The following is a 25015-nucleotide window of genomic DNA, read 5'->3' as shown; positions in this document are numbered from 1 at the left end:
AATGTTTTAACCTTATCAGTATGGTCTGGACTGCGCTCGACCTGACAATATCCAGAGCAACAAAAAACCCCAACTCTTAAGAGTTGGGGCTTTTCCATATAAGATGTCTATGACTTATCCCTTTAGGGTAGCTGATAGGTATTCGCGGTTCATTCTGGCAATGTTGGTCAAGGAAATCCCCTTGGGGCATTCCACTTCACAAGCTCCAGTGTTGGTACAGTTTCCAAAACCTTCCAAATCCATTTGGCGGACCATGTTCTGAACCCGTTCCACAGCTTCGACCCTTCCTTGGGGCAGTAGCGCAAATTGGGAAACCTTCGCAGAGGTGAACAACATGGCACTTGCATTTTTACAAGCGGCCACACAGGCACCACAACCAATGCAGGTAGCGGCATCCATGGCTTCATCTGCAGCATGCTTATTGATAGGAATGGCATTGGCATCCACGGTATTTCCAGAGGTGTTTACCGAGATATACCCTCCAGCTTGTTGGATACGGTCAAAAGAACTACGATCTACAATCAAATCCTTGATCACGGGAAATGCTTTGGCTCGGAATGGTTCAATCACGATGGTATCCCCATCATTGAACTTACGCATGTGCAATTGGCAAGTGGTCACCAAACGGTCTGGACCGTGAGGTTCGCCGTTGATCTGCAAGGAACAGGTTCCGCAGATACCCTCCCTACAATCATGATCAAACTCAACCGGTTCCTCACCTTTGGAAATCAATTCCTCGTTCAAGATGTCCAGCATTTCCAAGAAAGACATGTCCCCTTCTACACCGTCAAGCGTATAATCCACTATTTTTCCTGCTGAGGACGCGTCTTTTTGACGCCATATTTTTAAATATAATTTCATAGTTTCTTATTTGTAGGATCGTGTCTTCAGTTCAATGTTTTCATAAACCAAATCCTCTTTGTGCAATTTGGCATCTTTGGGCTCACCGGCAAACTCCCAAGCGGCCACATATTTAAAGTTCTTGTCGTCACGCAATGCCTCACCTTCTTCGGTTTGGTATTCCTCACGGAAATGTCCACCACAGGATTCGTTTCTGTGAAGGGCATCTTTGGCAAACAGTTCCCCCAGTTCCAAGAAATCGGCCACTCGTCCGGCTTTTTCCAATTCCTGGTTTTTGGAGTCGATGGTGCCGGGAACCTTTACGTTCTCCCAGAAATCCTTACGCAAGTCGGAAATCTCTTTGACGGCCTCTTCCAGCTCTTTGGCGTTTCGGGCCATACCACATTTGTTCCACATGATCTTGCCCAACTTCTTGTGATAGTAATCCACGGAATGGATTCCAGAACCGCCCATCAATTTTTCCATACGGTCGCGAACTTGCTTCTCGGCCTCATCGAATTCCTTGGAGTCGGTTGGGATTTTTCCGGTACGGATATCATCGGACAGATAATCACCAATGGTATAAGGGAGTACAAAGTATCCATCGGCCAGACCTTGCATCAGGGCCGAAGCCCCCAAACGGTTGGCACCGTGGTCGCTAAAGTTGGCCTCACCAGCTGCGTAGCAACCTGGAATGGTGGTCTGTAGGTTGTAATCCACCCAAAGTCCACCCATGGTGTAGTGTACTGCAGGATAGATCATCATCGGGGTTTTATATGGATTCTGATCCACGATTTTTTCGTACATCTGGAACAGGTTTCCATATTTGGCTTCGATAACTTCCTCACCCAATTTTATGATGGTGGCCTCATCTGGATTTTTAAGTCCAGAGGTCAAGGCTTTTTCTTTTCCATATCGTTTAATGGCCGAAGCAAAATCCAAATACACGGCCTCTCCGGTCTTGTTCACACCAAATCCGGCATCGCAACGCTCCTTGGCAGCTCTTGAGGCCACATCACGGGGCACAAGGTTACCGAAAGCGGGATAACGTCGCTCCAAATAGTAATCACGATCTTCTTCCGCAAGTTGCGTAGGCTTCAATTTCCCTTCACGGATGGCCACGGCATCTTCCATTTTCTTGGGCACCCAAATACGACCATCGTTTCGTAGGGATTCGGACATCAAGGTCAATTTGGATTGATGCTCCCCTGAAACCGGAATACAGGTCGGGTGAATCTGCGTAAAACACGGATTGGCAAAGAAAGCCCCTTTTCGGTGTGCCCTCCAAGCCGCCATTACGTTACTTCCCATGGCGTTGGTGGATAGGAAGAACACGTTTCCATACCCCCCGGTAGCCAAAACCACGGCATGGGCACTATGTCGTTCTATTTCACCACTTACCAAATCCCGGGCGATGATACCACGCGCTTTGCCATCCACTAGGACCAAGTCCATCATTTCATGGCGGTTGTACGCTTGGATCTTACCTCGATTGATTTGTCGGTTCATGGCCGAATAGGCCCCTAAAAGCAACTGTTGCCCAGTCTGGCCTTTCGCATAAAAAGTTCTTGAAACCAATACCCCTCCAAAGGAGCGGTTGTCCAAAAGCCCTCCATATTCACGGGCAAAAGGAACCCCTTGGGCCACACATTGGTCAATGATGTTTCCAGATACCTCAGCCAATCGGTATACGTTGGCTTCACGGGAACGGTAGTCCCCTCCTTTGATGGTATCGTAGAAAAGGCGATAGTTACTGTCACCATCCCCTTGATAGTTTTTGGCTGCGTTGATTCCTCCCTGGGCAGCAATGGAGTGTGCCCTACGTGGGGAATCTTGATAGCAGAAAGTCTTTACGTTGTAACCCAACTCGGCCAAGGTAGCGGCTGCCGCACCTCCAGCCAATCCTGTTCCTACCACAATAACATCGATGTTCCTTTTGTTGGCGGGATTTACAAGATTGATATCGTTCTTATGTTTGGTCCATTTATCGGCCAAAGGCCCAGATGGAATTTTGGAATCCATTATGCCCATACTTAATGTGTTACTGGGTTAAGGTGGTGATACAGGGCGATGAAAGCAAAGCCCAATGGAATGACCACCGAAAATATTTTTGCAAATGTCTTGATACCTGGAGAGTACTTGTTGTTCAATCCCATACTCTGGAAAGAAGAGGCAAAGCCATGCCACAGGTGAAGACCCAGAAGGAAAAATGAAACAATGTAGATGATGGTCCTCCAGAAGGGAGCGAACTTTTCTACGGTTTCATGGTAATAACGCGTTGGGTCCTCTGGGGAAACCTCTATGTATTTGTAGGCCATTTCATGAACCCAAAAATCATAAAAGTGGAGTGCCAAAAAAGCTAAGATCACCAATCCGGAATAGATCATGTTTCTGGACACCCATGGTGCGTTGGCGCTTCCCTTGTACTTCACATAACTGCCACCCCTTGCTTTCTTGTTCTGGATTTCCAAGGCAAAACCCATGACAAAATGGATGATTACCCCCGCAATCAGAACGGGCTGAAGAACAAATTGTACCAATGGATTGTATCCCATGAAATGGGACCAAGCATTAAAGGTTTCAGGGTCTAGGACCGAGGCAATGTTAATGGTAAAATGTTGTGTAAGAAAAACAACCAAAAAAAGACCCGAAAGTGCCATCACAACTTTTCGGGCAATTGAAGATTTTATCAATCCACTCATTAGTGCTGGTTTTGAGACAAATTTACAGCACGGACGAGTTTTTAACAAGCTTTCAATATTGGAAAACAGCTTATTTAGATTGATTTTAAGCTGTTGGGCGCCCCTTGGAAGAAATAGGTTTGGCCAATACATAAGGCTTGATCCTATTTTCAAAACCTTCTTGAGATGTTAAGTTTGGGATTTTTGACCGATATTACCGATAATTACCAACCGAAACTTTATCATGGACATTGCCATTTTATCCGTTAGCCTCAACGTACATTCCACCAGAAGAATAGCACAGGAGGCGCAAAATGCAGGACATTATGTGGAAATGATCGATCATACCCGATGTTCGGTACAGTTGGGTACGGACAAACCCAAAATTTATCTGGATGCGGAGGATATCACCGATGAGTTCGATGCCATTATTCCCCGTATTGGCACCACGGTTACCCGGCATGGGGCCGCCATTGTGAAGCAGTTTGAGATGAACGACATCTTCAGTACGGCCAGGTCCTTGGGCATAACCCGGGCCCGAAACAAGGTACGGACCCTCCAGATCATGTCCAGAAAGGGAATCCCCATTCCCGAAACGGTATTTTCCATCAACCCCCACAATGTTGAGGAACAGATCAAGTTTTTGGGTGGCGGTCCGGTGATCATAAAATTGCAGGAAGGCACCCAAGGCAAGGGGGTAATGCTGGCCGAGAGCAAAAAATCGGCCAAGTCCATCATAGATACCCTTTACAATATGAACACGAGTATTTTATTGCAGGAATATATTGAGGAGGCCCATGGCGAAGATCTTCGGATCATTGTGGTGGGAAACAAAGTGGTGGCCAGCATGAAGCGGATCAGCAATATCGATGATTTTAGGTCCAATGTACACCGTGGTGCAGAAACCGAAGCCGTCCAGTTGACCCCAAAAGAAAAATATATTGCCCTCAATGCAACCAAATACTTGGGTCTCGGAGTTGCTGGAGTAGACCTTATCCGTTCCAAAAAAGGACCTTTGTTGATAGAGGTAAATGCCTCTCCGGGATTGAAAGGAATAGAGGCCGCCACAAATGTGAACGTGGCCAAGCACATCATCCAATATGTGGAAAAAAATGGACGTAGAAAAAGATAATAAGACCATCACCATAAATGGGGAGAGCATAGCTCCGGGGGAACAAAAATCAGTTGCGTTGAACATAGCCCGTTTGCCTACGGGAACACTCATTGATATCCCGGTGCATGTATTCAATGGAAAGAAGGCCGGTCCAACCGTGTTGGTGCAAGCCGGATTGCATGGCGATGAGATCAATGGGGTGGAGACCTTAAGGCGAATGCTTCAGGAAAAGAAGTTCAATGTGAAAAAGGGGGCGGTAATGGTGGTCCCTATCCTCAATATTTTTGGATTTATCCATTTTTCAAGGGATGTACCGGATGGCAAAGATGTGAACCGTAGTTTTCCCGGGCGCAAAACAGGTTCCTTGGCTAGCAGGATTGCCCATACCTATGCCTCCCAGCTATTGCCGAAAGTGGATTTTGGAATCGATTTACATACCGGGGGAAGCCAACGCCATAACCATCCCCAGGCACGCTATACCCAAGAAGACCCCAAAAGTAAGATGCTGGCGGAATCCTTCGGGGCGCCATTTCATTTTGCCTCCAAACTGATAACAGGGTCTTTTCGGAAGACGACTTTTAAAATGGGCATACCCACCATGGTGTATGAAGCAGGGGAGAGCATGCGGTTTGATGAAAATGCCATTGCGTTTGGCATGCAGGGGATACAAAATGTATTGAACGGCCTCAACATGTTTTCCAAGAGTGAACCAAAAGAAGAAAAGCAATCGGTCCATCTGGAGTATACCCGATGGGTCAGGGCACCAAGGGCCGGAATGTTCATACCAGAGATTGCGAATGGACAATCGATTCAAAAAGGAGAAGTTTTGGGGTTGGTTACGGATACCTACGCGAAAAAGAACAAAAAAATCAAGGCTCCATTTGATGGTTATGTCATCTGTATCAACCACCAAGCCGTGGTCAATCAAGGTGATGCCCTATTTCATTTGGGGCGTTAGGCCTTTCTTCTCCTCTTCAATTTTGGAAAGGCTCCATGCAATGGCGCTTTCCAAATTTTCAAACTGGCGAATTTTTTCCTTGAAGAACAGTCGCTCCAAAACAATGCTGGACAGCCCACCTTTGTCATAGCTCACAATGGAATAGTATTTGAGCTGATGTCGATTTCTATAAAATTTGAGCCAATCCGTGGGGACAACCGAGTAAGGGTTAATGCGATTGGAGATGTAGGCAACGGGCTCATCCCTCCCAATGATTTCGTAAGCGATGTCTATAATTTTTTTGGCCATGGACCAGTTAAAGACCACACCTTCCTTGATTTCAGAAATGACCAATCCATCAAAGAAATAGAAAATCCCGAATTCGCATTCCCGTATTTCACGGATGTTCTTAAAAAAGTCTATGTCCTTGACGGTTCTCTGCATGCCAAAAAAACTTGGACCGTAAAATTAATCAATCCCAAGACGTATTCCGACACTGTTTTATGAACAGCTTAATTTTTTTAAAGGTAACTGAGCCACCATTTTTCCCTATGGTCGGTCTTGTAATTATTGTACCAGCTACAAATAGGGTACAGGGCCAAGGTCAGCAGAATCCAAATGAGATATACCACCCACAGACTGAACCCATATCCCCTCAATTGAGGCTGTAAGGTGACCCATAGATCGATGACCATATCGGAAAAACTGAACCCGGTAAAGATGGCAGCAAATACGGCCAATATATGGATGACATAAATATGGACGATGTAAAAAAACATGGGTACCCGACCAATGACCACCAATTTTTGGGTCCAGCGGTTTTGCCAATTTTCCACCAAGCCCAAAAAGATCAGTGAAGGTCCAAGCGTGATTAATAAGTAAAGCAAGGATGGGGGATATTTGGTCACATTGAAAAAGGAGGCTATGGTTAGCCCAATACTATCTTGATTTGCCCAAAGATTAGGGTCACCATAGGTGTTGAAAGTCCTCAGGGCAAAAAATATCAGAACCATCCCAGCACCAAGTTGGAAAAGCCTTTTAATCCGAAGTTTGGAATCAAAAGACGGTAGATAGAACCCGCCAAAATAATATCCGAGGGGCATTACAAAGATCCAAGGGATTATGGGGTATCCCACAAAGACTTGGAAACTGCCCAAATCCACCAAATTGAACACATGCAATAACGACCATATACCAGAAGTCACCGGGTCGGTCGGAGCAATGGAATCCAACAGGTTATGGCCAAAAACCGCAATGAGGGAGAGCGCAATCATAAGCTTTTTGGGAAGATGGATGAATCCGGCCAAAAAGATCATGCTGATACCCAACACCCAAATTACTTGAAGAAGGATGGTGGAATAGTCCAGCTTGAACATCCACGCCAGCTTTATAATGGTGAATTCGGCAATCAACAACCAAAGACCGCGTTTCAACAACCATGTGGACAGGGCTTTTTTAGTGATGCGCTGTCCTACAAAAAAAGCTGAGGTCCCGGCCAAGAAAACAAAGACCGGTGCACAAAAATGGGTAACAAACCGGGTCCAGAACAAAGGGACATTGGTTTGGGACATGTCCGTTGGGTCAAAGAAATAGGCATCGAAATGAAAATAGTCACGGACATGGTCCAATGCCATGATGACCATGACAAGTCCTCGGAGCATGTCAATGGATTTGATTCGGTTTTTTCGGTTGGTCTGCATGATGATGTGTTGATGGTTGTTTTTTACCAAAAGGAATAACCTTCTGTACAAGTGCGTTTTAGCATCACCAAATTACGCAAAACCCTTGGAAGAAAATGACCCGAAAATTGCTTTATTTTAAGAAAGGAGCGATTTCCTCAAGAACTAGGGATTATTTTTCCATACTCTTTAGCTGAATCCCCAATGCTTTGGTGGAAAGCTGCACTTCCAACAGGGACAAGAGCAAGGAAATGACCAAAAAGACCAGACTGACCCCAAAGATGACATTGGCCCAAATGTTCAGTTCCACATAGATGAGGAACATGGTCACAGCGGCCAATAAAAAACTGATAATGGCCGTGGCCTGCATGTTTTTGATGATGCCCAAGCGCTTTCTGAGTTGGTTTATTTGTTGTTTCAAGGGTTGGGCCGAGGTTTCCTCAAACTGTTTGTGCAACTGTCGGATCAGTGCCGCAATGGCCAAATACCGGGCATTGTAGGCCAACATGGTCAGTGAAATGGCCGGAAACAAGAGGGCCGGGATGCTTAGGTTGAGCTGCATGGATTTTATTTTAACGGGAAGGTATGAATTTGTCTTCGGGAACACAATTACCTACATTTGGGCAAATCATTTTTTGACATGAAATACTTCCCAATAGACCAAACCCTATTCATAAAGAACCGCAAGAAATTTATGGCGCAGATGAAGCCCAAAAGTATTGCGGTGTTCAATTCCAACGACATTTATCCGATTGGGGCGGACAGTACCATGCCCTTTGAGCAAGCTAGGGATATTTTTTACTTGAGCGGTGCGGATCAGGAGGAAACCATTCTGCTACTTTTTCCGGATGCCTTGGACAAAAAACACAGGGAAATCCTCTTTGTAAGGGAGACCAACGAGCATATTGCCGTTTGGGAAGGGGCCAAGCTAACCAAGGAACAGGCCACTACCGTATCAGGGATTGAAACCGTCTACTGGCTCACGGATTTTGACAAGGTCTTTTTTGATTTGATGACCGAAGCGGATACCATTTATTTCAACACCAATGAGCATTACCGTCAGGCTGTGGAGACCCAGACCCGGGAAGACCGTTTCATCCAAAAATGTAAACAAGACTTTCCGGCCCATCAATGGGCCAAGAGCAATACTATTTTACAACAGATTCGCGGGGTAAAGGAACCTGAGGAAATCGCATTGATGCAGACCGCTTGTGACATCACCGAAAAAGGCTTCCGAAGAATCTTGGGATTTGTGAAACCAGGCGTTTGGGAGTATGAAATAGAAGCGGAGTTCCTTCATGAGTTTGTACGGAACCGTTCCAAAGGCTTTGCCTATACACCCATCATTGCATCGGGCGCCAATGCCAATGTGCTCCACTATGTGGAAAATAACCAACAGGTGAAAGATGGGGATATGATCTTGATGGATTTGGCCGCGGAATATGCCAATTACTCCAGTGACCTTACCCGGACCATACCTGCCAATGGAAGATTCACCGACCGTCAAAAAGCAGTGTACAGCGCGGTGCTCAGGGTAAAGGACGAAGCCACCAAAATGTTGGTGCCCGGCACCCTTTGGGCTGAATACCATAAGGAGGTGGGCAAAATCATGACCTCGGAATTGTTGGGTCTTGGGCTTTTGGACAAGGCCGATGTGCAGAACGAAGACCCCAAATGGCCCGCCTACAAAAAATACTTCATGCACGGCACCAGTCACCATATAGGGTTGGACACCCATGATTACGGAGCATTGAAAACCCCCATGAAGGCCAATATGGTCTTTACCGTGGAACCTGGAATCTATATTCCAAAAGAGGGTATGGGCATCCGTTTGGAGGACGATGTGGTCATACAGGAAAAAGGGGAACCGTTCAATTTGATGCGCAACATCCCCATTGAGATTGAAGAAATAGAGGGGTTGATGAATACATAATCTTGTCACATCGAGCGTAGTCGAGATGATTGGATTCTTCACTTTGCCCAGAATGACAATAACAACTATGAAACTGATTCTGTTTTTACAACAAGCCGATATTGAAAAGAAAATACAGGAAGCCCCGGACAGTGCCTATGAAATAGGCGTGGTCATTGGTAGTTATTTGCCCTTTGTGGTGCTGGCGGGGATTGCCTATGCCCTGTATTATTACAATAAGAAAAAGCGGGGTTCTGATTGAAGTTCAATTAGATAAGGACATTCTATCAAGTGAAACCACAAATCCATTGCCTCATATGGGCTGTTTGTCAATTGTGTCGGGGTAGAGATACAGAAATACCTGAACTTACTTCAAAAATTTCAGCATACATAGATGACCGAAAGCGAATTTATATCATATTGGGATAGGGAATATCCAGAGGCGCTGCCCATCAATCACGAACTAAAGTGGAAATATAAAGACCGATGGTTCAGAATCCATAGCTTGCCAAGCTCCAAAAGATATGCTGAGAACGAAGACGAGTATGGAATTATACTCGATAGACAGAACCAATTGATTAACGACCTCATTGGACAGAAAACGGAAATGTTCATATCGGTTGGATTGTATGAGTATGGGTCATTGGGTGATCGGAGCAAGGAGTTGGAAGGGTTTGATAAATTTCAAAAAGTTTTTTCAGTGGATCTCAAAAAGGAACGACCAGAAGCATATGAAGATGAAGTGCATTTGGAGATATATGTTACCGTAAAAAAATGGGAAAAGAACAGTCAAGACAAGATGCTAAGGGCAATTGCGGATGACAAGTTTCGGGCAATGTTTGTCTGCCCTTCAAAACAATGCATAATTGCCCCATATGATGGAGGGGTCGATATTGTGATGGACACTACCCAAAAGAGAAACGAATTAAAATCGAAATACAAGGATTGGCTTTCCGATAGAGAAGACGGACTCTAAAAAGTATCTGGAGGAATCTTGGTACCTTTAGTTCTATGAAAACATACATCATTGGAGCTGGGTCTGTGGGCAAGACGTTGGCCGTTTGTCTCCATCATCAGGGAAAGGAAGTGGAATTGATTCGCGGTCGCGAAGGTCAGGGCAAACCCCATCAGCAAAAGATTACCTTACAGCTTAAGAATGGAGCTCAGCTTGAGGCGAATATCAGCATCAGTACCTTGGACAACCATAAAACCTTGGATGGGTTGGTGGTCCTTACGAACAAGTCGTTCGGAAATGAGGCACTCGCCGAAAAACTGCAATCCAAAGCCAAAACTTCACCCTTGGTTTTGTTGCAAAATGGACTGGGAGTGGAACAACCTTTTTTGGAGAAAGGCTTTGACGAATTGTACCGATGTGTCCTTTTCATGACCAGCCAGCATAGCGATGCCAATACTGTTAGTTACAAACCCGTTGCGGAATCACCCATTGGGGTTGTTCAACAAAAAACTTCGAGCTTGGAAACGGTGGTCGGCCTATTGGATACCCCCAATTTCAGATTTGTGGCGGAAAAGAACATCCAGCGCACCATCTGGAAAAAAGCCATTGCCAACAGTGTTTTTAATTCCATTTGCCCCTTGTTGGAGGTGGATAATGGCATCTTTCACAGGAATAAGGAAGTGTTGGCCATTGCGCAACGGGTAATCACGGAATGCGTGACCATTGCAAACAAAAAAGGAGTGGATTTGGGTACTTCGGAATTGGAAGACCAGGTATTGACCATAAGCCGAATGTCCGACGGCCAGTTTATCTCCACTTTGCAGGACATCAACAACAAAAGGGAAACGGAAATTGATACCCTGAACTTTGAAATTTACCGAATGGCCCAGGCCATGAACCTATCTGATCGGGTAAAGGAAACCCGATTATTGGGCGAGCTGGTAAAGCTAAAATCCGAACTGCACCGATAGGGTTTTTCTTCTTTTTTTTGCAGGTTTTTGGAAAACCCCGTCCATCACTCTACGGGATTGGGGAACTCCAGTTTAGTTTTACGGGTATATTTGATAAGATACCAAGTTACAATTCCTGGCACGACCAATGTCTGCCAAAGGAAAAACGATAATTGTTCCCATCCACCTAAATCCACACCTTCACCATCTGCAATGAATAATGAATTGCCCAATGGGCCAGCCGAAAAAACAACGATACTGACCACGATCCATCCAAAATGCAATCCCAATGGCGTATACAATGATTTCGTTTTGGCAAAGGCATAGGCCAACATCCAACCTCCTGCTCCGGTCAATAGAAAAACATAGGCCATTGGAATGAGACCACGACCAAACATTTGATAACTGAACCAATGATATATTCCAAATGCCGATGCACTGATGATGCATGCCCAATTAACCCCTAATCTTTTGATTAACAGATATAATAATGCCCCTCGAAAAATAAGTTCTTCAAACAGGGCGGCCTTAAACGCCCACGATATTCCATTTATGCTTTCCCAAATTCCATAATCAGGGTTTCTTACATAGCCAATGTCTTTAAAATAGGACTGGCCTAGTAAATTGATAGTGCAAAACAACGCCATGGAAATCAAACCAATAAAAAACCCTTTCAAGCGTCTCTTGGTCGGTAGTATCCCTAGAACAGTGATGTGTTCTTTTGAAATGATCCAAAGAATTAACCATGAGAGAAGAAAAACAACTACAATACCTAACAAACTGCGCTAAAAAAGAATAAGATCTTTCAATATACTCTTATTTATTTTAAAAAAAGTTAGCACTACAATGTGCACTAAACAGAATTTGAGTTTCTAATCGCATCTGATTGGAGGGGGATTCCACATGAATCATATACAAAATCAAATATTGGAAGCCAGAAACAGGGATAAATACAACGCCACTTCATCTTCACCTTTAATTTTCTGCTCGCTTCACAAAACCGATTCTTCTTCTTTTTTGTGGTTTTTTGAAAGTCCCCGTCAATTACTTTATGGGATTGGTGAACCCATACCTGCCATTCGTCAATTGGGCACACAAACTCATCTAGGGAACCCTGAACTTCGAAGCTCTAACGCTTGAACCGTCCCGTTCTGGCCGCAGATAAGTTTAACCTACTTCATGCCTTGGAGGCGTGCATAATTAAAAAAAGAATGGCAGATTTTATAAAACTGGCAGTACTGTTCTGTTTGTTTTGTCCGAATCTGTTTGCACAGCGCATACAGCCAGATTCCCTAGAACAAAACATCAATTCCGAGTTCAATTACAAAAAGCTGATCATCCCCACAGCTTTGATAAGTTATGGGTTTATAGGTCTTGAAAGTGAAGGCATTAAACGCTTTAATCTACAAATGAGGAGCGAGATGGATGCACTCCGGGACAGGAGTACATATATAGATGACTATAGTCAATACGTTCCCATGGTGTCCGTGTATGCCTTGAATGCAATTGGAGTCAAGGGGAAGCACAATTTTAAGGATAGGACCATCGCCTTGGGCACCGCATATGTGCTCATGGGGGTCACGGTGCAAGGCCTCAAGAGACTCACCGCAATCCAAAGACCGGATGGAACCGCGTATAATGCATTTCCTTCGGGCCATACGGCAACCGCTTTTATGGCCGCCGAATTTTTGAACCAGGAATTTAAGGAAGTATCCATCTGGTATGGGATATCGGGATACATGGTGGCGGCATGTACCGGCTTTCTGCGGATGTACAACAACCGACATTGGTTCACCGATGTGGTCACTGGAGCTGGCATTGGGATTTTAAGCACAAAACTGGCTTATCAAATCGCTCCCTTTGTGAAAAAAATGGTGTTTGGGGATAATGATTTTTTTAAAGGCATCAAGATAGATTTCCAAGGCGGGGAAACGTTTGGGGTGGTGCTATCTGCATCGTTTTGAGAACAGGAATTGGGATTACTCAACTTTTTTCTGAAGTAGGTTGGAGATGGCAAAGGCCATTAAGGCTGGCAACACCCAACCCAATTGATGGTTGGTCAAGGGCAACCATTCAGTGTATGGCCCTATTGTGGAACCCAATCCCACACTTCCCAAAAAATCCGGAACACTAAAAATCACGGTGGTGACCACCACCCAACGAAACACCCTAGTTGCGGCAAACTTGTCAGGCACCACATTCAGCACGATCAAGACAATGGTAATGGGATAAATGAGCATAAGGGCGGGAAGTGCCACGGCGATGATATAATCCACGTTGAGTTGCCCCATGAGAATCCCTAAAAGACACCCAATGACGGCCGTAATCCGATAGGCCAAAACGGAATCATTGAATTGCCCTTTGATAAAATCCGAAGTACCGGTAACTATGCCCACAGCGGTGGTGAAACAGGCGAGACTCACCAAAAGACTGAGGAACCAATGGGCGGTGCCACCCAATGTCTGTAGACTGATACCACTTAAAAGGGAAGTCCTAGAAATGGATGGGTCAAACGAATCTCCAAACACGGCCCCGGTAAAAATCAGTCCGGCATAAACCAAGAACAACCCGAGACCTGCTAAAAACCCAGATTTTCGGATGAGATTTTTTTTGGATTCGAAAGATGCATCCTTGTTTTTTAGATTGATGGAAATGATAATGACAGCCCCGACCACAACGGCCCCGATGGCATCAAAAGTTTGGTAACCTTCCAAAATTCCATGACTGAACGGATGGGCTATGCTGGGTGCGACAAAATTAAAATCAAATGAAAAGGTGGTCACCACAAAAATAAATAGGAGGATGACCAAGATGCCCGGGGTGAGCAGTTTGCCCACCAAATCCAATATTTTAGATCGGTTTACCACAAAAATGTATACCAATGCAAAGTAAATAACACTGGTGATCCAGGCAGGGGCATCCCATAAAGGTTGAATAGCCATTTCATGGGTAACGGAGGCCGTCCGGGGAGAAGGGAGGGCAATGGAAATGGCATAGACCAAATAGCAGTATACCCAACTGAATACTGGGGATACTTTTTTGGCAAAATCGAACATGGTACCCTGTAAACGGGCATGGGCCAAAATACCCAATAGGGGAATGACCACGGCCGAAAGGCAAAAACCCAAGGTGACCAGCCACCATAAATTCCCCGAATTGAATCCCAATTGTGGAGGTAGGATAAGGTTGCCCGCACCAAAAAAAAGTGAGAAAAGGGCAAAGGCGGTAATCGTTAACGTTTTTTTGTTCATAAAGTGTTGATAATATTTTCTTAATGTGTTATATTTCGAGAACGCAATTCAACGAAATAATCTGACTTTTTGTCGATTAGCGTGTATTTCATCGAAAAAAACGATTTGGTGAAATATCCGTAAAATAAAAAGTTATCAACATTCGTTCAAAAAGAAAACCGTTCAACTAAAATTCAACGTATAACAAAAAATTACAGTTAACTAATTACGGCATTTTTTCGATTCCCCAAATCGCATGTGCTCACCAAACAACACCGACTATGAAGACTTCCTCTACCCAACATGGCAACAAATTCTCCTCGTTCTTCTGCAATCTTTTTGGACACCACTACACTGTTTCCAAAAAAGTGACCCAACACATCAAGGAATACAAATGTATCCATTGCCAAAAACAAGTCACTACCGATGTAAGCGGCAAACTTTCGGCCCTTACGCCCCAAATGCAGGAAATCAACAGCACATTGGAAGATATGTACAGAAAAAGAAGAAGTAGGGTGGTGCACCAAGTGGCATAACCCTTTTTTCTTTTAGGGAAAACATTGCTTATCCCGGAAACTTAAGTAAGTACCTACGCTATCGGTTGCGTGCCCCAAGACCATGAAGTGGATACCCTTGATTTTCGGGATTTTTTGTATTATCCATTGAAGGAGTTCCAGCCCTGGGCCGTCAATGGAATTTTAGTTTTGGCACGGGTCACCAAATGTGCCCCTTCGCTCTCTTGGGTCATGTGCCCGATCACGGTCAGGTTGGGATTGGCCTTGATCTTTGGATAGTCCCCTTGGTCAATGGTGAACAATAGCTCGTAGTCCTCACCCCCGCCCAAAGCAATCATGGTGCTATCCATTTTAAATTCTTCGGCAGTAGAGATGACTGTTGGGTCCAATGGGATTTGGTCTTCGAACAGATTACAACCAACTTCACCCCGTTTACACAAGTGTAGGATTTCCGAGGAAAGTCCATCGCTGATATCGATCATGGAAGTAGGCTTCACTTCCAATTTTTGAAGCAGCTCCACCACATCCTTTCTGGCTTCGGGCTTTAACTGTCGCTCCACAATATAGGAATAGGGCTCCAAATCGGGCTGACTGTTAGGGTTGACTTTGAACACTTCTTTTTCACGCTCCAACACTTGCAGTCCCAAGTAGGCTCCTCCCAAATCGCCGCTTACCACCAATAGATCATTGGCTTTGCTTCCCTTTCTGTAAACAATACCCTCTTCATCGGCTACACCCAATGCGGTGACACTAATGATCATACCCTTATTGGAAGAAGTGGTATCCCCGCCCACAAGGTCCACATGGTATATTTTGCAGGCTGTGGCCACGCCCTCATAGAATTCCTCCAAGGCTTCCAAAGGAAATCGATTGGAAACGGCAATGGAAACGGTGACCTGGGTGGCCATGGCATTCATGGCGTAGATATCGGATAGGTTTACAATAACCGATTTGTACCCCAAATGCTTCAGGGGCATATAGCTCAGATCAAAATGGACACCCTCCACCAACATGTCGGTGGAAACCACCGTTTTTTTATCCGAAAAATCCAGCACGGCGGCATCATCGCCAATGCCTATTAGGGATGAAGGCTGGTTTAGTTTAAAACTTTGGGTAAGGTGGTCAATGAGCCCAAACTCTCCCATTTCCTCCAAGGATGTACGCTGCGGATTCTTATCTTCTATCATGGGGCAAAAGTAAACAGGATAATTATAAATTGTATCTTTAGTAGAGACTTAAAATTGCTATGTTATGGCGATTAGAGCTATTTTACCGCTTTTGGCGATTTTGTTTTTTGTGGGATGTTCCAGTGATAACGGAACACTTTTAACCAATGATGGAAACCCCAACAACGATCAAAATGGTGGAGCAGGGGATGACGGGCCAAATATCGGGACTGGAGCAGTGACCCGTGGTTTTTTTGCCTGTGAGGGAGGTATGGCCAATGTGTATCCTTGTGAGGGGTACGACCTGCTTTTCCAAATGGATTTAAGCGCTTTTGCGGCAGCCAAGGGCAACGATATTTGGGGTTGGACCGATACCACCACCGGAAATGAATACGCTTTGGTGGGGTTGGACAATGGCACCGCATTTGTGGACATTACCGATTCGGAAAATCCAATGTATTTGGGAAAACTCTTGACGGCTACCGTGGCAAGTTCTTGGCGGGACCTAAAAGTATATGGCGATTTTGTTTTTATCGTTTCCGAAGCAAGTAATCACGGCATGCAGGTTTTTGATTTGAAAAGATTGCGAGACGTGACTGAACCTCCGGTCGTCTTTACGGCCGATGCCCGATACACCGGAATTGGAAATGCACACAATATTGTGATCAATGAAGCTATGGGGTTTGCCTACCCCGTGGGAACCGCCCGAAACGATACCTTTAACGGGGGAGTACATTTCATAGACATACAAAATCCCACAAGCCCTAGCAGTGTGGGGGGCTACGGCGCCAACGGGTACACCCATGATGCCCAAGTGGTTACCTATAACGGACCGGATGCGGACTATACGGGACGCGAAATCTTTATCGGCGCCAATGAAAATCAAATTGCCCTTGTGGACATTACGGATAAAGCCAACCCCGTTGAGATAGGGACCCTGACCTATCCCAATATCGGATATACCCATCAAGGTTGGTTTACCGAAGACCAGCGCTATTTTATTTTGGGGGACGAGTTGGATGAGGTGGATTTTGGTTTCGATTCCAGAACCCTTGTTTTTGATTTTTCCGATTTGGACAGTCCAGTGCTGCATACTACCTATTTGGGCCCGACCGGCGCCATTGATCATAACGGATATGTGTTGGGCGATGAATTTTTCTTGGCCAATTATACGGCGGGAATGCGGGTGTTGGATATTGCCTCCATTGTTTCTGGAACCATTACGGAAAAAGCCTTTTTCGACACCTACCCTTCCAATAACACTGCCGGATTCAATGGGGTGTGGAGTGTTTATCCCTTTTTTGAAAGCGGTAAGATTCTTATCAACGACATCAATTCTGGATTGTTTGTGGTTCAAAAATCAAACTAGGCCATGAAGAAACCCATTCTACTTTTTTTTCTTGTACTGTGTTTTTGGTCTTGCTTGGATGATGATTACACCATGGATCAAAATATAGAGCCTCCTTTCTTGGGAGAGGTGCAATGGATGAAAAGTTTTGGTGGGTCTGGGGAAGATAATGGGCGTTCCATCATCCAGACCATGGATGGGGGATATGCCATTTTGGGATACAGCAATAGTACGGATGGGGATTTGACCGGGAAGAGCTTGGCGGTAAACGATTATTGGTTGATGAAATTGGATGCCGAAGGCAATCTGCTGTGGAGCAAAACCTACGGAGGTAGTAAGGATGATCGGGGGCAATCCGTAATCCAGACCACGGATGGAGGCTATACCATAGTGGGCTATGCCATGAGTGACGATGGCGATGGGAGCAACAATGAAGGTTTTCACGACAACTGGATATTACGATTGGATGCCAACGGGAGTATTTTATGGGAACAAAGTTTTGGCTTTTCAGGGCATGACCATTGTTACGATGTGGTCCAGACCGATGACGGTGGGTTCTTTTTTGCCGGATTTTTGGATGTGACCCAATCCAATGGCGAAGGTAACTCTGGAAAAGGGGACAACTACCTTACCAGACATGGAGTGGGGGAATTTTGGGGAACAAAAATAGATGCTGATGGCAATCTACAATGGCGACGCTATTTTGGGGGAACCAATAACGATCGGGCGCACGGGGTGGTCCAGGCCAATGATGGGGGATTTGTCATGGCTGGGTTTTCGGAAAGTGATGATTTTGATATCTCCAACACCAAGGGCAGTTATGATTTCTGGGTGATAAAAGTGGATGGCAATGGCACCTTGCTCTGGGAAAGATCTTTTGGAGGAACAGGGATAGAGGTATCCAACGACATTGTCAAGACCCCGGATGGCGCATATGCCATAGTGGGGCATACCTTTAGCACGGACACCGATATTTCCCGGAACCATGGAGGTTCCGATGTCTGGCTCATCAAAATAGATGATAATGGGAATTTGCTTTGGGAGAAAACCTTTGGCGGAACAGAATTTGATGACGCCAATGGTTTGGCGGTCACAAAAGAGGGTGGTTTTGTGATTGCTGGAAATTCCAAAAGCATAGATGGCGATGCTACCGAAAACCAAGGGGAAAATGACCTTTGGATCATCAAGACCGATGCCCAAGGAAATCTCATCTATCAAAAGACCTTCGGGGGGTCCAATCTGGACTTTGGTTTTAGCGTAGTGGAAGGCAATGATGGAGGGTTGGTATTGGTGGGCGATGCAGCCAGTGTGGACTTTTCAGGAATCGATTCCAAAGGCATGACCGATCTTGTGGTCATCAAAATAAAATAAGCCTTTTGGCTCCATAGAAAACCCCTATGGACATATTCGTTATTATAATGTTAGGATCTATGGTAAAACCCTACAGATACAGTATATTTGTAGGCTATTTAGAACAAATCCAGTTAAGATGATCAAAGTTTCGGAAACAGCTAAGCAGAAAGTCGTGACGCTCATGACCGAGGAAGGTTTTGATGCCAATACCGACTTTGTGCGCGTAGGCGTAAAAAGTGGAGGGTGCAGCGGTTTGTCCTATGAATTGAAATTTGATAAGACCGCTTCGGATACCGATAAAGTTTTTGAGGACAATGCTGTGCGCATCATTGTGGACAAAAAGAGTTTTTTGTACCTGGTGGGCACCACCTTGGAATATTCAGGAGGACTCAACGGGAAAGGCTTTGTCTTTAACAACCCCAATGCACAGCGTACTTGTGGTTGTGGAGAGAGTTTTTCTTTATAATTGAATTGATAATTGGTCATTGCCAATTGATTTATTGACAGAACATGGCGTATACAGAGGAAGAATTAAAAAAAGAGCTGGAAACCAAGGAATATGAGTATGGTTTCTACACAGATATAGAATCGGACACCCTGCCCAAGGGCCTGAACGAGGAAATCGTCATTGCCATTTCCAAAAAGAAGGAAGAGCCGGATTGGATGACGGAATGGCGCTTGGAAGCTTTTAGGGCTTGGAAGGAAATGGAAGAGCCCGAATGGGCCAATGTTACCTACAAAAAACCCGATTTTCAGGATATTTCCTATTATTCCGCACCCAACAAAAAACCCAAGTACAACAGCTTGGATGAGGTAGATCCAGAGTTGCTGGACACCTTCAAGAAGTTGGGGATTTCGGTGGACGAGCAAAAAAAATTGGCCGGTGTTGCTGTGGATATCGTAATGGACTCCGTTTCTGTGGCCACCACCTTCAAAAAGACCTTGGCCGAAAAGGGAATTATTTTCTGTTCCATTTCCGAAGCCATCCAGGAACACCCTGAGTTGGTAAAGAAATACATCGGTACAGTCGTTCCCAAGAAGGACAACTTTTATGCCGCGCTGAACTCAGCGGTATTCTCCGATGGATCTTTCTGCTACATTCCAAAAGGGGTGAGATGTCCTATGGAACTCTCCACCTACTTCCGTATCAACCAAGCAGGTACAGGCCAGTTTGAGCGTACCTTGGTCATTGCCGATGAGGGTAGTTATGTGAGTTATTTGGAAGGTTGTACGGCGCCTTCGCGTGACGAGAACCAATTGCACGCGGCCGTGGTAGAGCTGATTGCAATGGATGATGCCGAAATAAAATATTCAACCGTTCAAAACTGGTTTCCTGGCGACAAGGAAGGCAAGGGAGGGGTTTTCAACTTTGTGACCAAGCGTGGACTTTGCGAAAAGAACGCCAAAATTTCTTGGACGCAGGTGGAAACAGGCTCGGCCGTGACTTGGAAGTATCCTTCCTGTGTGTTGAAGGGGGACAATTCCATTGGGGAATTCTACTCCATTGCCGTGACCAATAACTTTCAACAAGCGGATACCGGGACCAAGATGATCCACTTGGGCAAGAATACCAAGAGTACCATTATTTCCAAAGGAATTTCTGCAGGACAGTCACAAAACAGCTACCGCGGATTGGTACAGGTGAACAGCCGGGCAGAAAATGCGCGGAATTTTTCACAATGCGATTCCCTTTTGATGGGCAATCGATGTGGGGCACATACCTTCCCATACATCGAGGCCAAGAACAAGACGGCACAAATAGAACATGAGGCTACTACCAGTAAAATTGGTGAGGACCAGATTTTCTATTGCAACCAACGGGGTATCGACACCGAAAAAGCCATCGCTTTGATCGTAAACGGATTTAGTAAAGAGGTGTTGAACAAACTGCCCATGGAGTTTGCCGTGGAGGCCCAGAAATTGTTGGAAATCAGTTTGGAAGGATCGGTTGGATAATCAAACAACACAAATGAATATGAAAAAGCTACTTATACTACTATTGGTTGTTGGCGCATTTTCATGCAAGCAGGCCAAAAAGGAAGCTGCTGAAACCGAAGTAGGCATGACCGAGGCAGCAAAGCCAGAACTGAAGCTCTATGCTTTTAGTGGAGGTACCGTAAATGCCAATATGTTGGAGCTCTTTTCACAGGATACCACTTATACGGGCCAGTCCAAGGAATTTGCCGATGCTTTTTACGTTATCGTTCACCCCAAAGGCACTTTGATGTGGGATGCAGGCCTTCCCGAAAGCTTGGTAGGTCTTCCAGAGCCCTTTACATCACCGGATGGAGCATTTACTGTTTCCCGAAAGGATTCTGTGGCCAACCAATTGGCCAGCATCGACATGACTGTTGATGATATTGATTTTATTGCGTTGTCCCACACCCATTTTGACCATATTGGCCATGCCAATGTATTTGCAGGGTCCACTTGGTTGGTACAGGAAAAAGAATACGACTTTGTGACAAGTGAGGACAACCAAAAGAACAATCCGGACATCTACAATTCCATTAAAGACCTTACTAAAGTGAATAAAATTAATGGGGATTACGATGTGTTCGGGGATGGAAGTGTCGTAATGAAATTTATGCCGGGCCATACCCCTGGTCATCAAGTGTTGTACTTGGATATGCCAGAGCATGGACCGTTGATGCTTTCTGGCGATATGTACCATTTTTATGAGAACCGGGAGTTCCGAAGAGTGCCCATTTTTAATTATGATGTGGCCCTTACCAAGAAAAGTATGGGAGAGTTTGAAGCTTTTGCCGAAGAAAAAGGGGCAAAAGTATATTTACAACACTCCAAGGAAGATTTTGAAAAATTGCCCCAGGCACCCAACTATTTACAATAATATTTGAAGAAGAACAGAATGCTAGAGATCAAGAATTTACACGCGAGCATAGAGGATAAAAAAATCCTGAAGGGGATCAACCTTGAGGTGAACGCAGGAGAGGTACATGCCATTATGGGACCCAACGGTTCCGGGAAGAGTACCTTGGCCTCCGTAATTGCCGGAAAGGAAGAATTTGACATCAAGAAAGGGACCATTTCCCTGGATGGTGAGGATTTGGAAGAACTGGCCCCCGAAGAAAGGGCGCACAAGGGTATATTCCTGTCGTTCCAATATCCTGTTGAAATTCCCGGGGTAACGGTGACCAACTTCATAAAAACGGCCATCAATGAGTCCAGAAAGGCAAGGGGGTTGGAAGACATGCCGGCAAATCAGATGCTCAAGTTGATTCGGGAAAAATCGGAACTGCTTGAAATTGACCGAAAGTTTTTGTCCCGCTCCTTGAACGAAGGATTTTCCGGTGGTGAAAAGAAAAGAAACGAAATTTTCCAAATGGCCATGATGGAACCCAAGTTGGCCATTTTGGATGAGACCGATTCCGGATTGGATATCGATGCCCTTCGAATTGTGGCCAATGGGGTCAATAAATTGAGAGGCAAGGACAACGCGATCATTGTAATTACACACTATCAACGTTTGTTGGACTATATCGTTCCAGACTTCGTCCATGTACTCCACGATGGTAAGATTGTAAAATCCGGGACCAAGGAATTGGCCTTGGAGTTGGAAGAAAAAGGATACGACTGGATCAAGCAGGAAGCTACGGTATAGGAATTTATGTCATTCCCATGAAAATGGGAATCCATTCTGAGAAAAGACCTTAATTAATGAGATTCCTGCCTGCTCAGGAATGACAATGAAAAGATAAAATGGATTTAAAAGATAAATTACTTTCCTCTTTCTTGGCTTTTGAGAACAGTGTGGACTTGGAGAACCCAGTTCATGACTTGCGTTCCGAGGCCATCAAGAACTTTGAGGAAAAAGGCTTTCCCTCCAAAAAAGAAGAAGCTTGGAAATATACCTCCCTGAATAGTTTGCAGAAGGTGGATTTCAGTATTTTTCCGAAGGAGGAAAGCACCTTGGAATACAAGGACATCAAAAAGTATTTCCTTCACGAGATAGACACCTACAAGATTGTCTTCGTGGACGGGGTCTATAGCTCCTATCTCTCGGAGACCACCCATGATGGTGTGGATGTCTGTTTAATGAGTTCTGCGTTCAGCAAACCCATGTTCAGACAGGTAATAGATGTGTATTTTAACAAAGTGGCCTCCAAGGACGAGTCCTTGACCACCTTGAATACGGCCTTTTGTAAAGAAGGTGCCTACATCTACATCCCGAAGAACAAAATGCCCAAAAAGCCCATCCAGATTTTGCATTTGGCCACTGGGAACGAGGCGGCTTTGATGTTACAACCCAGAAACCTGATTGTGGCCGAGGAAAATGCAGAGGTACAGATCATTGAGCGACACCAAAGTTTAACGGAGAACGAAGTCTTTACCAATTCCGTAACCGAAATTTTTGCGGCTAAAGATGCCAATGTGGACTATTACAAAGTGCAGAATGATGCCAATACGGCCTCGTTGGTAGACAACACCTATATTTCCCAAAAGGACAATAGCGTGGTACGGGTGCATACCTTTTCCTTTGGCGGAAAGTTGATTAGGAACAACCTGAACTTCTATCAAAACGGGGAACGAATCGATTCCACTTTGAAAGGAGTTACCATTTTGGGCGAAAAGCAGCATGTGGACCACCACACCTTGGTGCACCATGCCCAGCCCAACTGCGAGAGCCATCAGGATTACAAAGGAATTTTTGGGGAGAAATCCACAGGAGTCTTCAACGGGAAGATCATTGTGGACCAGATTGCCCAAAAAACGAATGCCTTTCAGCAGAACAACAATATTTTGATCAGTGACAAGGCCACCATCAACACCAAGCCCCAATTGGAGATTTTTGCGGACGACGTAAAATGTTCCCATGGGTGTACCATTGGCCAGTTGGATGAGGAAGCACTGTTTTATCTCCGTTCCAGGGGGATTCCCAAGAAAGAGGCTACGGCCTTGCTGATGTATGCTTTTGCCAACAACGTTTTGGAGAGTGTGCGTATTCCAGAGGTGAAGACCAGAATCAACAAGATCATCGCCAATAAATTGGGGGTTCGTGTTGGATTTGAGCTGTAATCCCATAACAATCTTTAGGCAATTTTCATGATAAAGACCTCTTTGGACATAGCGGCCATCCGAAAAGACTTTCCCATTTTAAACCGGGAAGTCAATGGGCAACCTTTGGTGTATCTGGACAATGCGGCCACATCGCAGACCCCTCAACAGGTGATTGATGTGATTGTGGACTATTACCATAACTACAATGCCAATATCCATCGTGGAGTACACAGTCTTTCGCAAGAGGCCACGGATGCTTATGAGATTGCCCGGAACAAGATTCAGAAACATTTTAACATAGCCCACTCTTATGAGGTGATTTTCACTTCAGGGACCACCCACGCCATTAACTTGGTGGCTACCGGGTTCACCTCCTTTTTGAAGAAAGGGGATGAGGTATTGGTATCGGCCATGGAACACCATTCCAACATTGTGCCGTGGCAAATGCTCTGTGAGCGCACCGGTGCGCAATTGAAGGTGATACCCATGAACTTGGACGGGGAATTGGTCATGGAAGAATACCATGCACTTCTCTCGGGGAAAACCAAATTGGTGTTCTGCAACCATGTATCCAATGCATTGGGGACCATCAACCCCATTAAAGAGATTATTGACGCGGCCCACAAGGTAGGTGCAGCAGTCTTGATCGATGGGGCACAGGCTGCAGCACATATCAAACCGGACCTGCAGGCCTTGGATGTTGATTTTTATACCGTTTCCGCCCATAAAATGTGCGGCCCAACCGGTGTGGGCATGCTGTATGGCAAGGAGGAATGGCTGAAGAAACTACCGCCTTATCAAGGAGGTGGGGAGATGATTTCGGAGGTCACTTTTGAAAAAACGACTTATGCTGACCTCCCCCATAAATTTGAAGCGGGTACGCCCAATATTTGTGGTGGAATCGCCTTTGGGGCAGCATTGGATTATATGAACCACCTTGGTTTTGATGCCATTGCCCAGTATGAGGACGATCTCATCCAATATGCCACGGAACAGTTGCTTTCCATTGAAGGGCTTAAAATTTACGGGACGGCAGCCCACAAGACCTCGGTGATTTCCTTCAACATTGAAGGGATACACCCTTATGACATCGGCACCATTTTGGACAAGTTGGGCATTGCCGTTAGAACAGGGCACCATTGCGCACAGCCCATCATGGATTTTTACAAAATACCGGGTACGGTACGGGCCAGTTTCAGCTTCTACAATACCCAAGATGAGGTGGATAAGTTGGTGGCAGGAGTGAAAAGGGCCAAGGGGATGCTGCAATAGTCTGGTAGTTATCTTTATCTTAAATCGTTGATAAGCCACGGACC

Annotated in this window: 25 protein-coding genes; 16 read left to right on the top strand and 9 right to left on the bottom strand. The window is 45.2% G+C overall.

Features of this window, described 5'->3' with window-relative positions:
• Positions 1 to 114: 114 nt before the first annotated feature.
• The 3 genes from ACPD8L_RS10370 to ACPD8L_RS10360 are packed head-to-tail and all read right to left on the bottom strand — an operon-like array spanning position 115 to position 3542.
• Positions 115 to 861 (bottom strand): succinate dehydrogenase/fumarate reductase iron-sulfur subunit, encoded by a 747-nt coding sequence (locus ACPD8L_RS10370; protein WP_116216756.1) that lies wholly within the window; start codon positions 859 to 861, stop codon positions 115 to 117.
• A gap of 6 nt (positions 862 to 867) precedes the next feature.
• Entirely contained in the window at positions 868 to 2871 is a 2004-nt protein-coding gene (locus ACPD8L_RS10365) for a fumarate reductase/succinate dehydrogenase flavoprotein subunit (RefSeq protein WP_116216757.1), read from the bottom strand.
• 2 nt (positions 2872 to 2873) lie between these two features.
• Positions 2874 to 3542, bottom strand: a complete 669-nt coding sequence (locus tag ACPD8L_RS10360) for a succinate dehydrogenase cytochrome b subunit (RefSeq protein ID WP_129653975.1) — start codon at positions 3540 to 3542, stop codon at positions 2874 to 2876.
• Positions 3543 to 3765: 223 nt separating this feature from the next.
• Here ACPD8L_RS10360 and ACPD8L_RS10355 point away from each other — a divergent pair, with 223 nt between their 5' ends.
• Together ACPD8L_RS10355 and ACPD8L_RS10350 are read left to right on the top strand one after the other, a co-directional pair.
• The gene (locus ACPD8L_RS10355) at positions 3766 to 4653 is read left to right on the top strand and encodes a RimK family alpha-L-glutamate ligase (RefSeq protein ID WP_116216759.1); all 888 of its coding nucleotides are present in this window, start codon (positions 3766 to 3768) and stop codon (positions 4651 to 4653) included.
• Positions 4634 to 5593, top strand: a complete 960-nt coding sequence (locus ACPD8L_RS10350) for a succinylglutamate desuccinylase/aspartoacylase family protein (protein ID WP_293303595.1) — start codon at positions 4634 to 4636, stop codon at positions 5591 to 5593. Before ACPD8L_RS10355 ends, ACPD8L_RS10350 begins: the two co-directional genes overlap by 20 nt.
• Here ACPD8L_RS10350 and ACPD8L_RS10345 read toward each other — a convergent pair.
• From ACPD8L_RS10345 to ACPD8L_RS10335, 3 genes are all read right to left on the bottom strand, one after another.
• Entirely contained in the window at positions 5573 to 6016 is a 444-nt protein-coding gene (locus ACPD8L_RS10345) for a hypothetical protein (protein WP_293303594.1), read from the bottom strand. The genes ACPD8L_RS10350 and ACPD8L_RS10345 overlap by 21 nt on opposite strands.
• A 77-nt stretch (positions 6017 to 6093) precedes the next feature.
• Entirely contained in the window at positions 6094 to 7272 is a 1179-nt protein-coding gene (locus ACPD8L_RS10340) for an acetyltransferase domain-containing protein (RefSeq protein ID WP_421810463.1), read from the bottom strand.
• A gap of 151 nt (positions 7273 to 7423) precedes the next feature.
• Positions 7424 to 7813 (bottom strand): DUF2721 domain-containing protein, encoded by a 390-nt coding sequence (locus tag ACPD8L_RS10335; protein WP_421810464.1) that lies wholly within the window; start codon positions 7811 to 7813, stop codon positions 7424 to 7426.
• Between the two features lie 78 nt (positions 7814 to 7891).
• Between ACPD8L_RS10335 and ACPD8L_RS10330 the strand changes: the two genes are divergently transcribed.
• The 4 genes from ACPD8L_RS10330 to ACPD8L_RS10315 all read left to right on the top strand — a co-directional run bounded on the left by ACPD8L_RS10330 (position 7892) and on the right by ACPD8L_RS10315 (position 11089).
• Complete coding sequence (locus ACPD8L_RS10330; RefSeq protein WP_421810465.1) at positions 7892 to 9184, top strand: aminopeptidase P family protein; 1293 nt, start codon at positions 7892 to 7894, stop codon at positions 9182 to 9184.
• Between the two features lie 67 nt (positions 9185 to 9251).
• Positions 9252 to 9425, top strand: a complete 174-nt coding sequence (locus tag ACPD8L_RS10325; RefSeq protein WP_293303591.1) for a hypothetical protein — start codon at positions 9252 to 9254, stop codon at positions 9423 to 9425.
• Between the two features lie 132 nt (positions 9426 to 9557).
• Entirely contained in the window at positions 9558 to 10139 is a 582-nt protein-coding gene (locus ACPD8L_RS10320; RefSeq protein WP_293303590.1) for a DUF3885 domain-containing protein, read from the top strand.
• Between the two features lie 35 nt (positions 10140 to 10174).
• The gene (locus tag ACPD8L_RS10315; RefSeq protein WP_293303589.1) at positions 10175 to 11089 is read left to right on the top strand and encodes a ketopantoate reductase family protein; all 915 of its coding nucleotides are present in this window, start codon (positions 10175 to 10177) and stop codon (positions 11087 to 11089) included.
• A 44-nt stretch (positions 11090 to 11133) separates the two neighbouring features.
• On the opposite strand, the gene ACPD8L_RS10310 is transcribed toward ACPD8L_RS10315, so the two are convergent.
• A complete protein-coding gene (locus tag ACPD8L_RS10310; protein WP_423943264.1) occupies positions 11134 to 11715 on the bottom strand; it encodes a CPBP family intramembrane glutamic endopeptidase in 582 nt (193 codons plus the stop codon).
• Positions 11716 to 12279: 564 nt separating this feature from the next.
• Here ACPD8L_RS10310 and ACPD8L_RS10305 point away from each other — a divergent pair.
• The gene (locus tag ACPD8L_RS10305) at positions 12280 to 13032 is read left to right on the top strand and encodes a phosphatase PAP2 family protein (protein ID WP_116216765.1); all 753 of its coding nucleotides are present in this window, start codon (positions 12280 to 12282) and stop codon (positions 13030 to 13032) included.
• A 15-nt stretch (positions 13033 to 13047) separates the two neighbouring features.
• Here the strand turns inward: ACPD8L_RS10305 and brnQ are convergent, their stop codons facing one another.
• Positions 13048 to 14319, bottom strand: a complete 1272-nt coding sequence (gene brnQ / locus ACPD8L_RS10300) for a branched-chain amino acid transport system II carrier protein (protein WP_423943262.1) — start codon at positions 14317 to 14319, stop codon at positions 13048 to 13050.
• A gap of 260 nt (positions 14320 to 14579) precedes the next feature.
• Between brnQ and ACPD8L_RS10295 the strand changes: the two genes are divergently transcribed.
• Positions 14580 to 14834 (top strand): hypothetical protein, encoded by a 255-nt coding sequence (locus ACPD8L_RS10295; protein WP_116216767.1) that lies wholly within the window; start codon positions 14580 to 14582, stop codon positions 14832 to 14834.
• A gap of 119 nt (positions 14835 to 14953) precedes the next feature.
• On the opposite strand, the gene thiL is transcribed toward ACPD8L_RS10295, so the two are convergent.
• Positions 14954 to 16000 carry a thiamine-phosphate kinase gene (gene thiL, locus ACPD8L_RS10290; RefSeq protein WP_423943260.1) on the bottom strand — a complete coding sequence of 349 codons (1047 nt, stop codon included), beginning with the start codon at positions 15998 to 16000 and terminating at the stop codon, positions 14954 to 14956.
• Positions 16001 to 16064: 64 nt separating this feature from the next.
• On the opposite strand from thiL, the gene ACPD8L_RS10285 reads away from it, so the two are divergent.
• From ACPD8L_RS10285 to ACPD8L_RS10250, 8 genes are all read left to right on the top strand, one after another.
• Complete coding sequence (locus ACPD8L_RS10285) at positions 16065 to 17348, top strand: choice-of-anchor B family protein (RefSeq protein WP_423943258.1); 1284 nt, start codon at positions 16065 to 16067, stop codon at positions 17346 to 17348.
• A gap of 3 nt (positions 17349 to 17351) precedes the next feature.
• Positions 17352 to 18698, top strand: coding sequence for a hypothetical protein (locus ACPD8L_RS10280; protein ID WP_423943256.1), 1347 nt, complete (start codon positions 17352 to 17354; stop codon positions 18696 to 18698).
• Positions 18699 to 18816: 118 nt separating this feature from the next.
• Entirely contained in the window at positions 18817 to 19146 is a 330-nt protein-coding gene (locus ACPD8L_RS10275; RefSeq protein WP_129653988.1) for a HesB/IscA family protein, read from the top strand.
• Positions 19147 to 19190: 44 nt separating this feature from the next.
• Positions 19191 to 20636: a Fe-S cluster assembly protein SufB gene (gene sufB / locus ACPD8L_RS10270; RefSeq protein WP_116216772.1), complete on the top strand. Its 1446-nt coding sequence runs from the start codon at positions 19191 to 19193 to the stop codon at positions 20634 to 20636.
• A gap of 19 nt (positions 20637 to 20655) precedes the next feature.
• Positions 20656 to 21531: an N-acyl homoserine lactonase family protein gene (locus tag ACPD8L_RS10265; protein WP_423943254.1), complete on the top strand. Its 876-nt coding sequence runs from the start codon at positions 20656 to 20658 to the stop codon at positions 21529 to 21531.
• 18 nt (positions 21532 to 21549) lie between these two features.
• Complete coding sequence (sufC, locus tag ACPD8L_RS10260; RefSeq protein ID WP_116216773.1) at positions 21550 to 22302, top strand: Fe-S cluster assembly ATPase SufC; 753 nt, start codon at positions 21550 to 21552, stop codon at positions 22300 to 22302.
• Between the two features lie 98 nt (positions 22303 to 22400).
• Positions 22401 to 23717 carry a Fe-S cluster assembly protein SufD gene (gene sufD / locus ACPD8L_RS10255; RefSeq protein WP_116216774.1) on the top strand — a complete coding sequence of 439 codons (1317 nt, stop codon included), beginning with the start codon at positions 22401 to 22403 and terminating at the stop codon, positions 23715 to 23717.
• A 27-nt stretch (positions 23718 to 23744) separates the two neighbouring features.
• Complete coding sequence (locus ACPD8L_RS10250; protein ID WP_293303583.1) at positions 23745 to 24971, top strand: aminotransferase class V-fold PLP-dependent enzyme; 1227 nt, start codon at positions 23745 to 23747, stop codon at positions 24969 to 24971.
• Positions 24972 to 25015: the final 44 nt, after the last annotated feature.

It is taken from the genome of Flagellimonas algicida, from assembly GCF_049629585.1.
Lineage (GTDB): Bacteria > Bacteroidota > Bacteroidia > Flavobacteriales > Flavobacteriaceae > Flagellimonas.
This window is presented reverse-complemented; position numbering and strand designations above follow the sequence as displayed.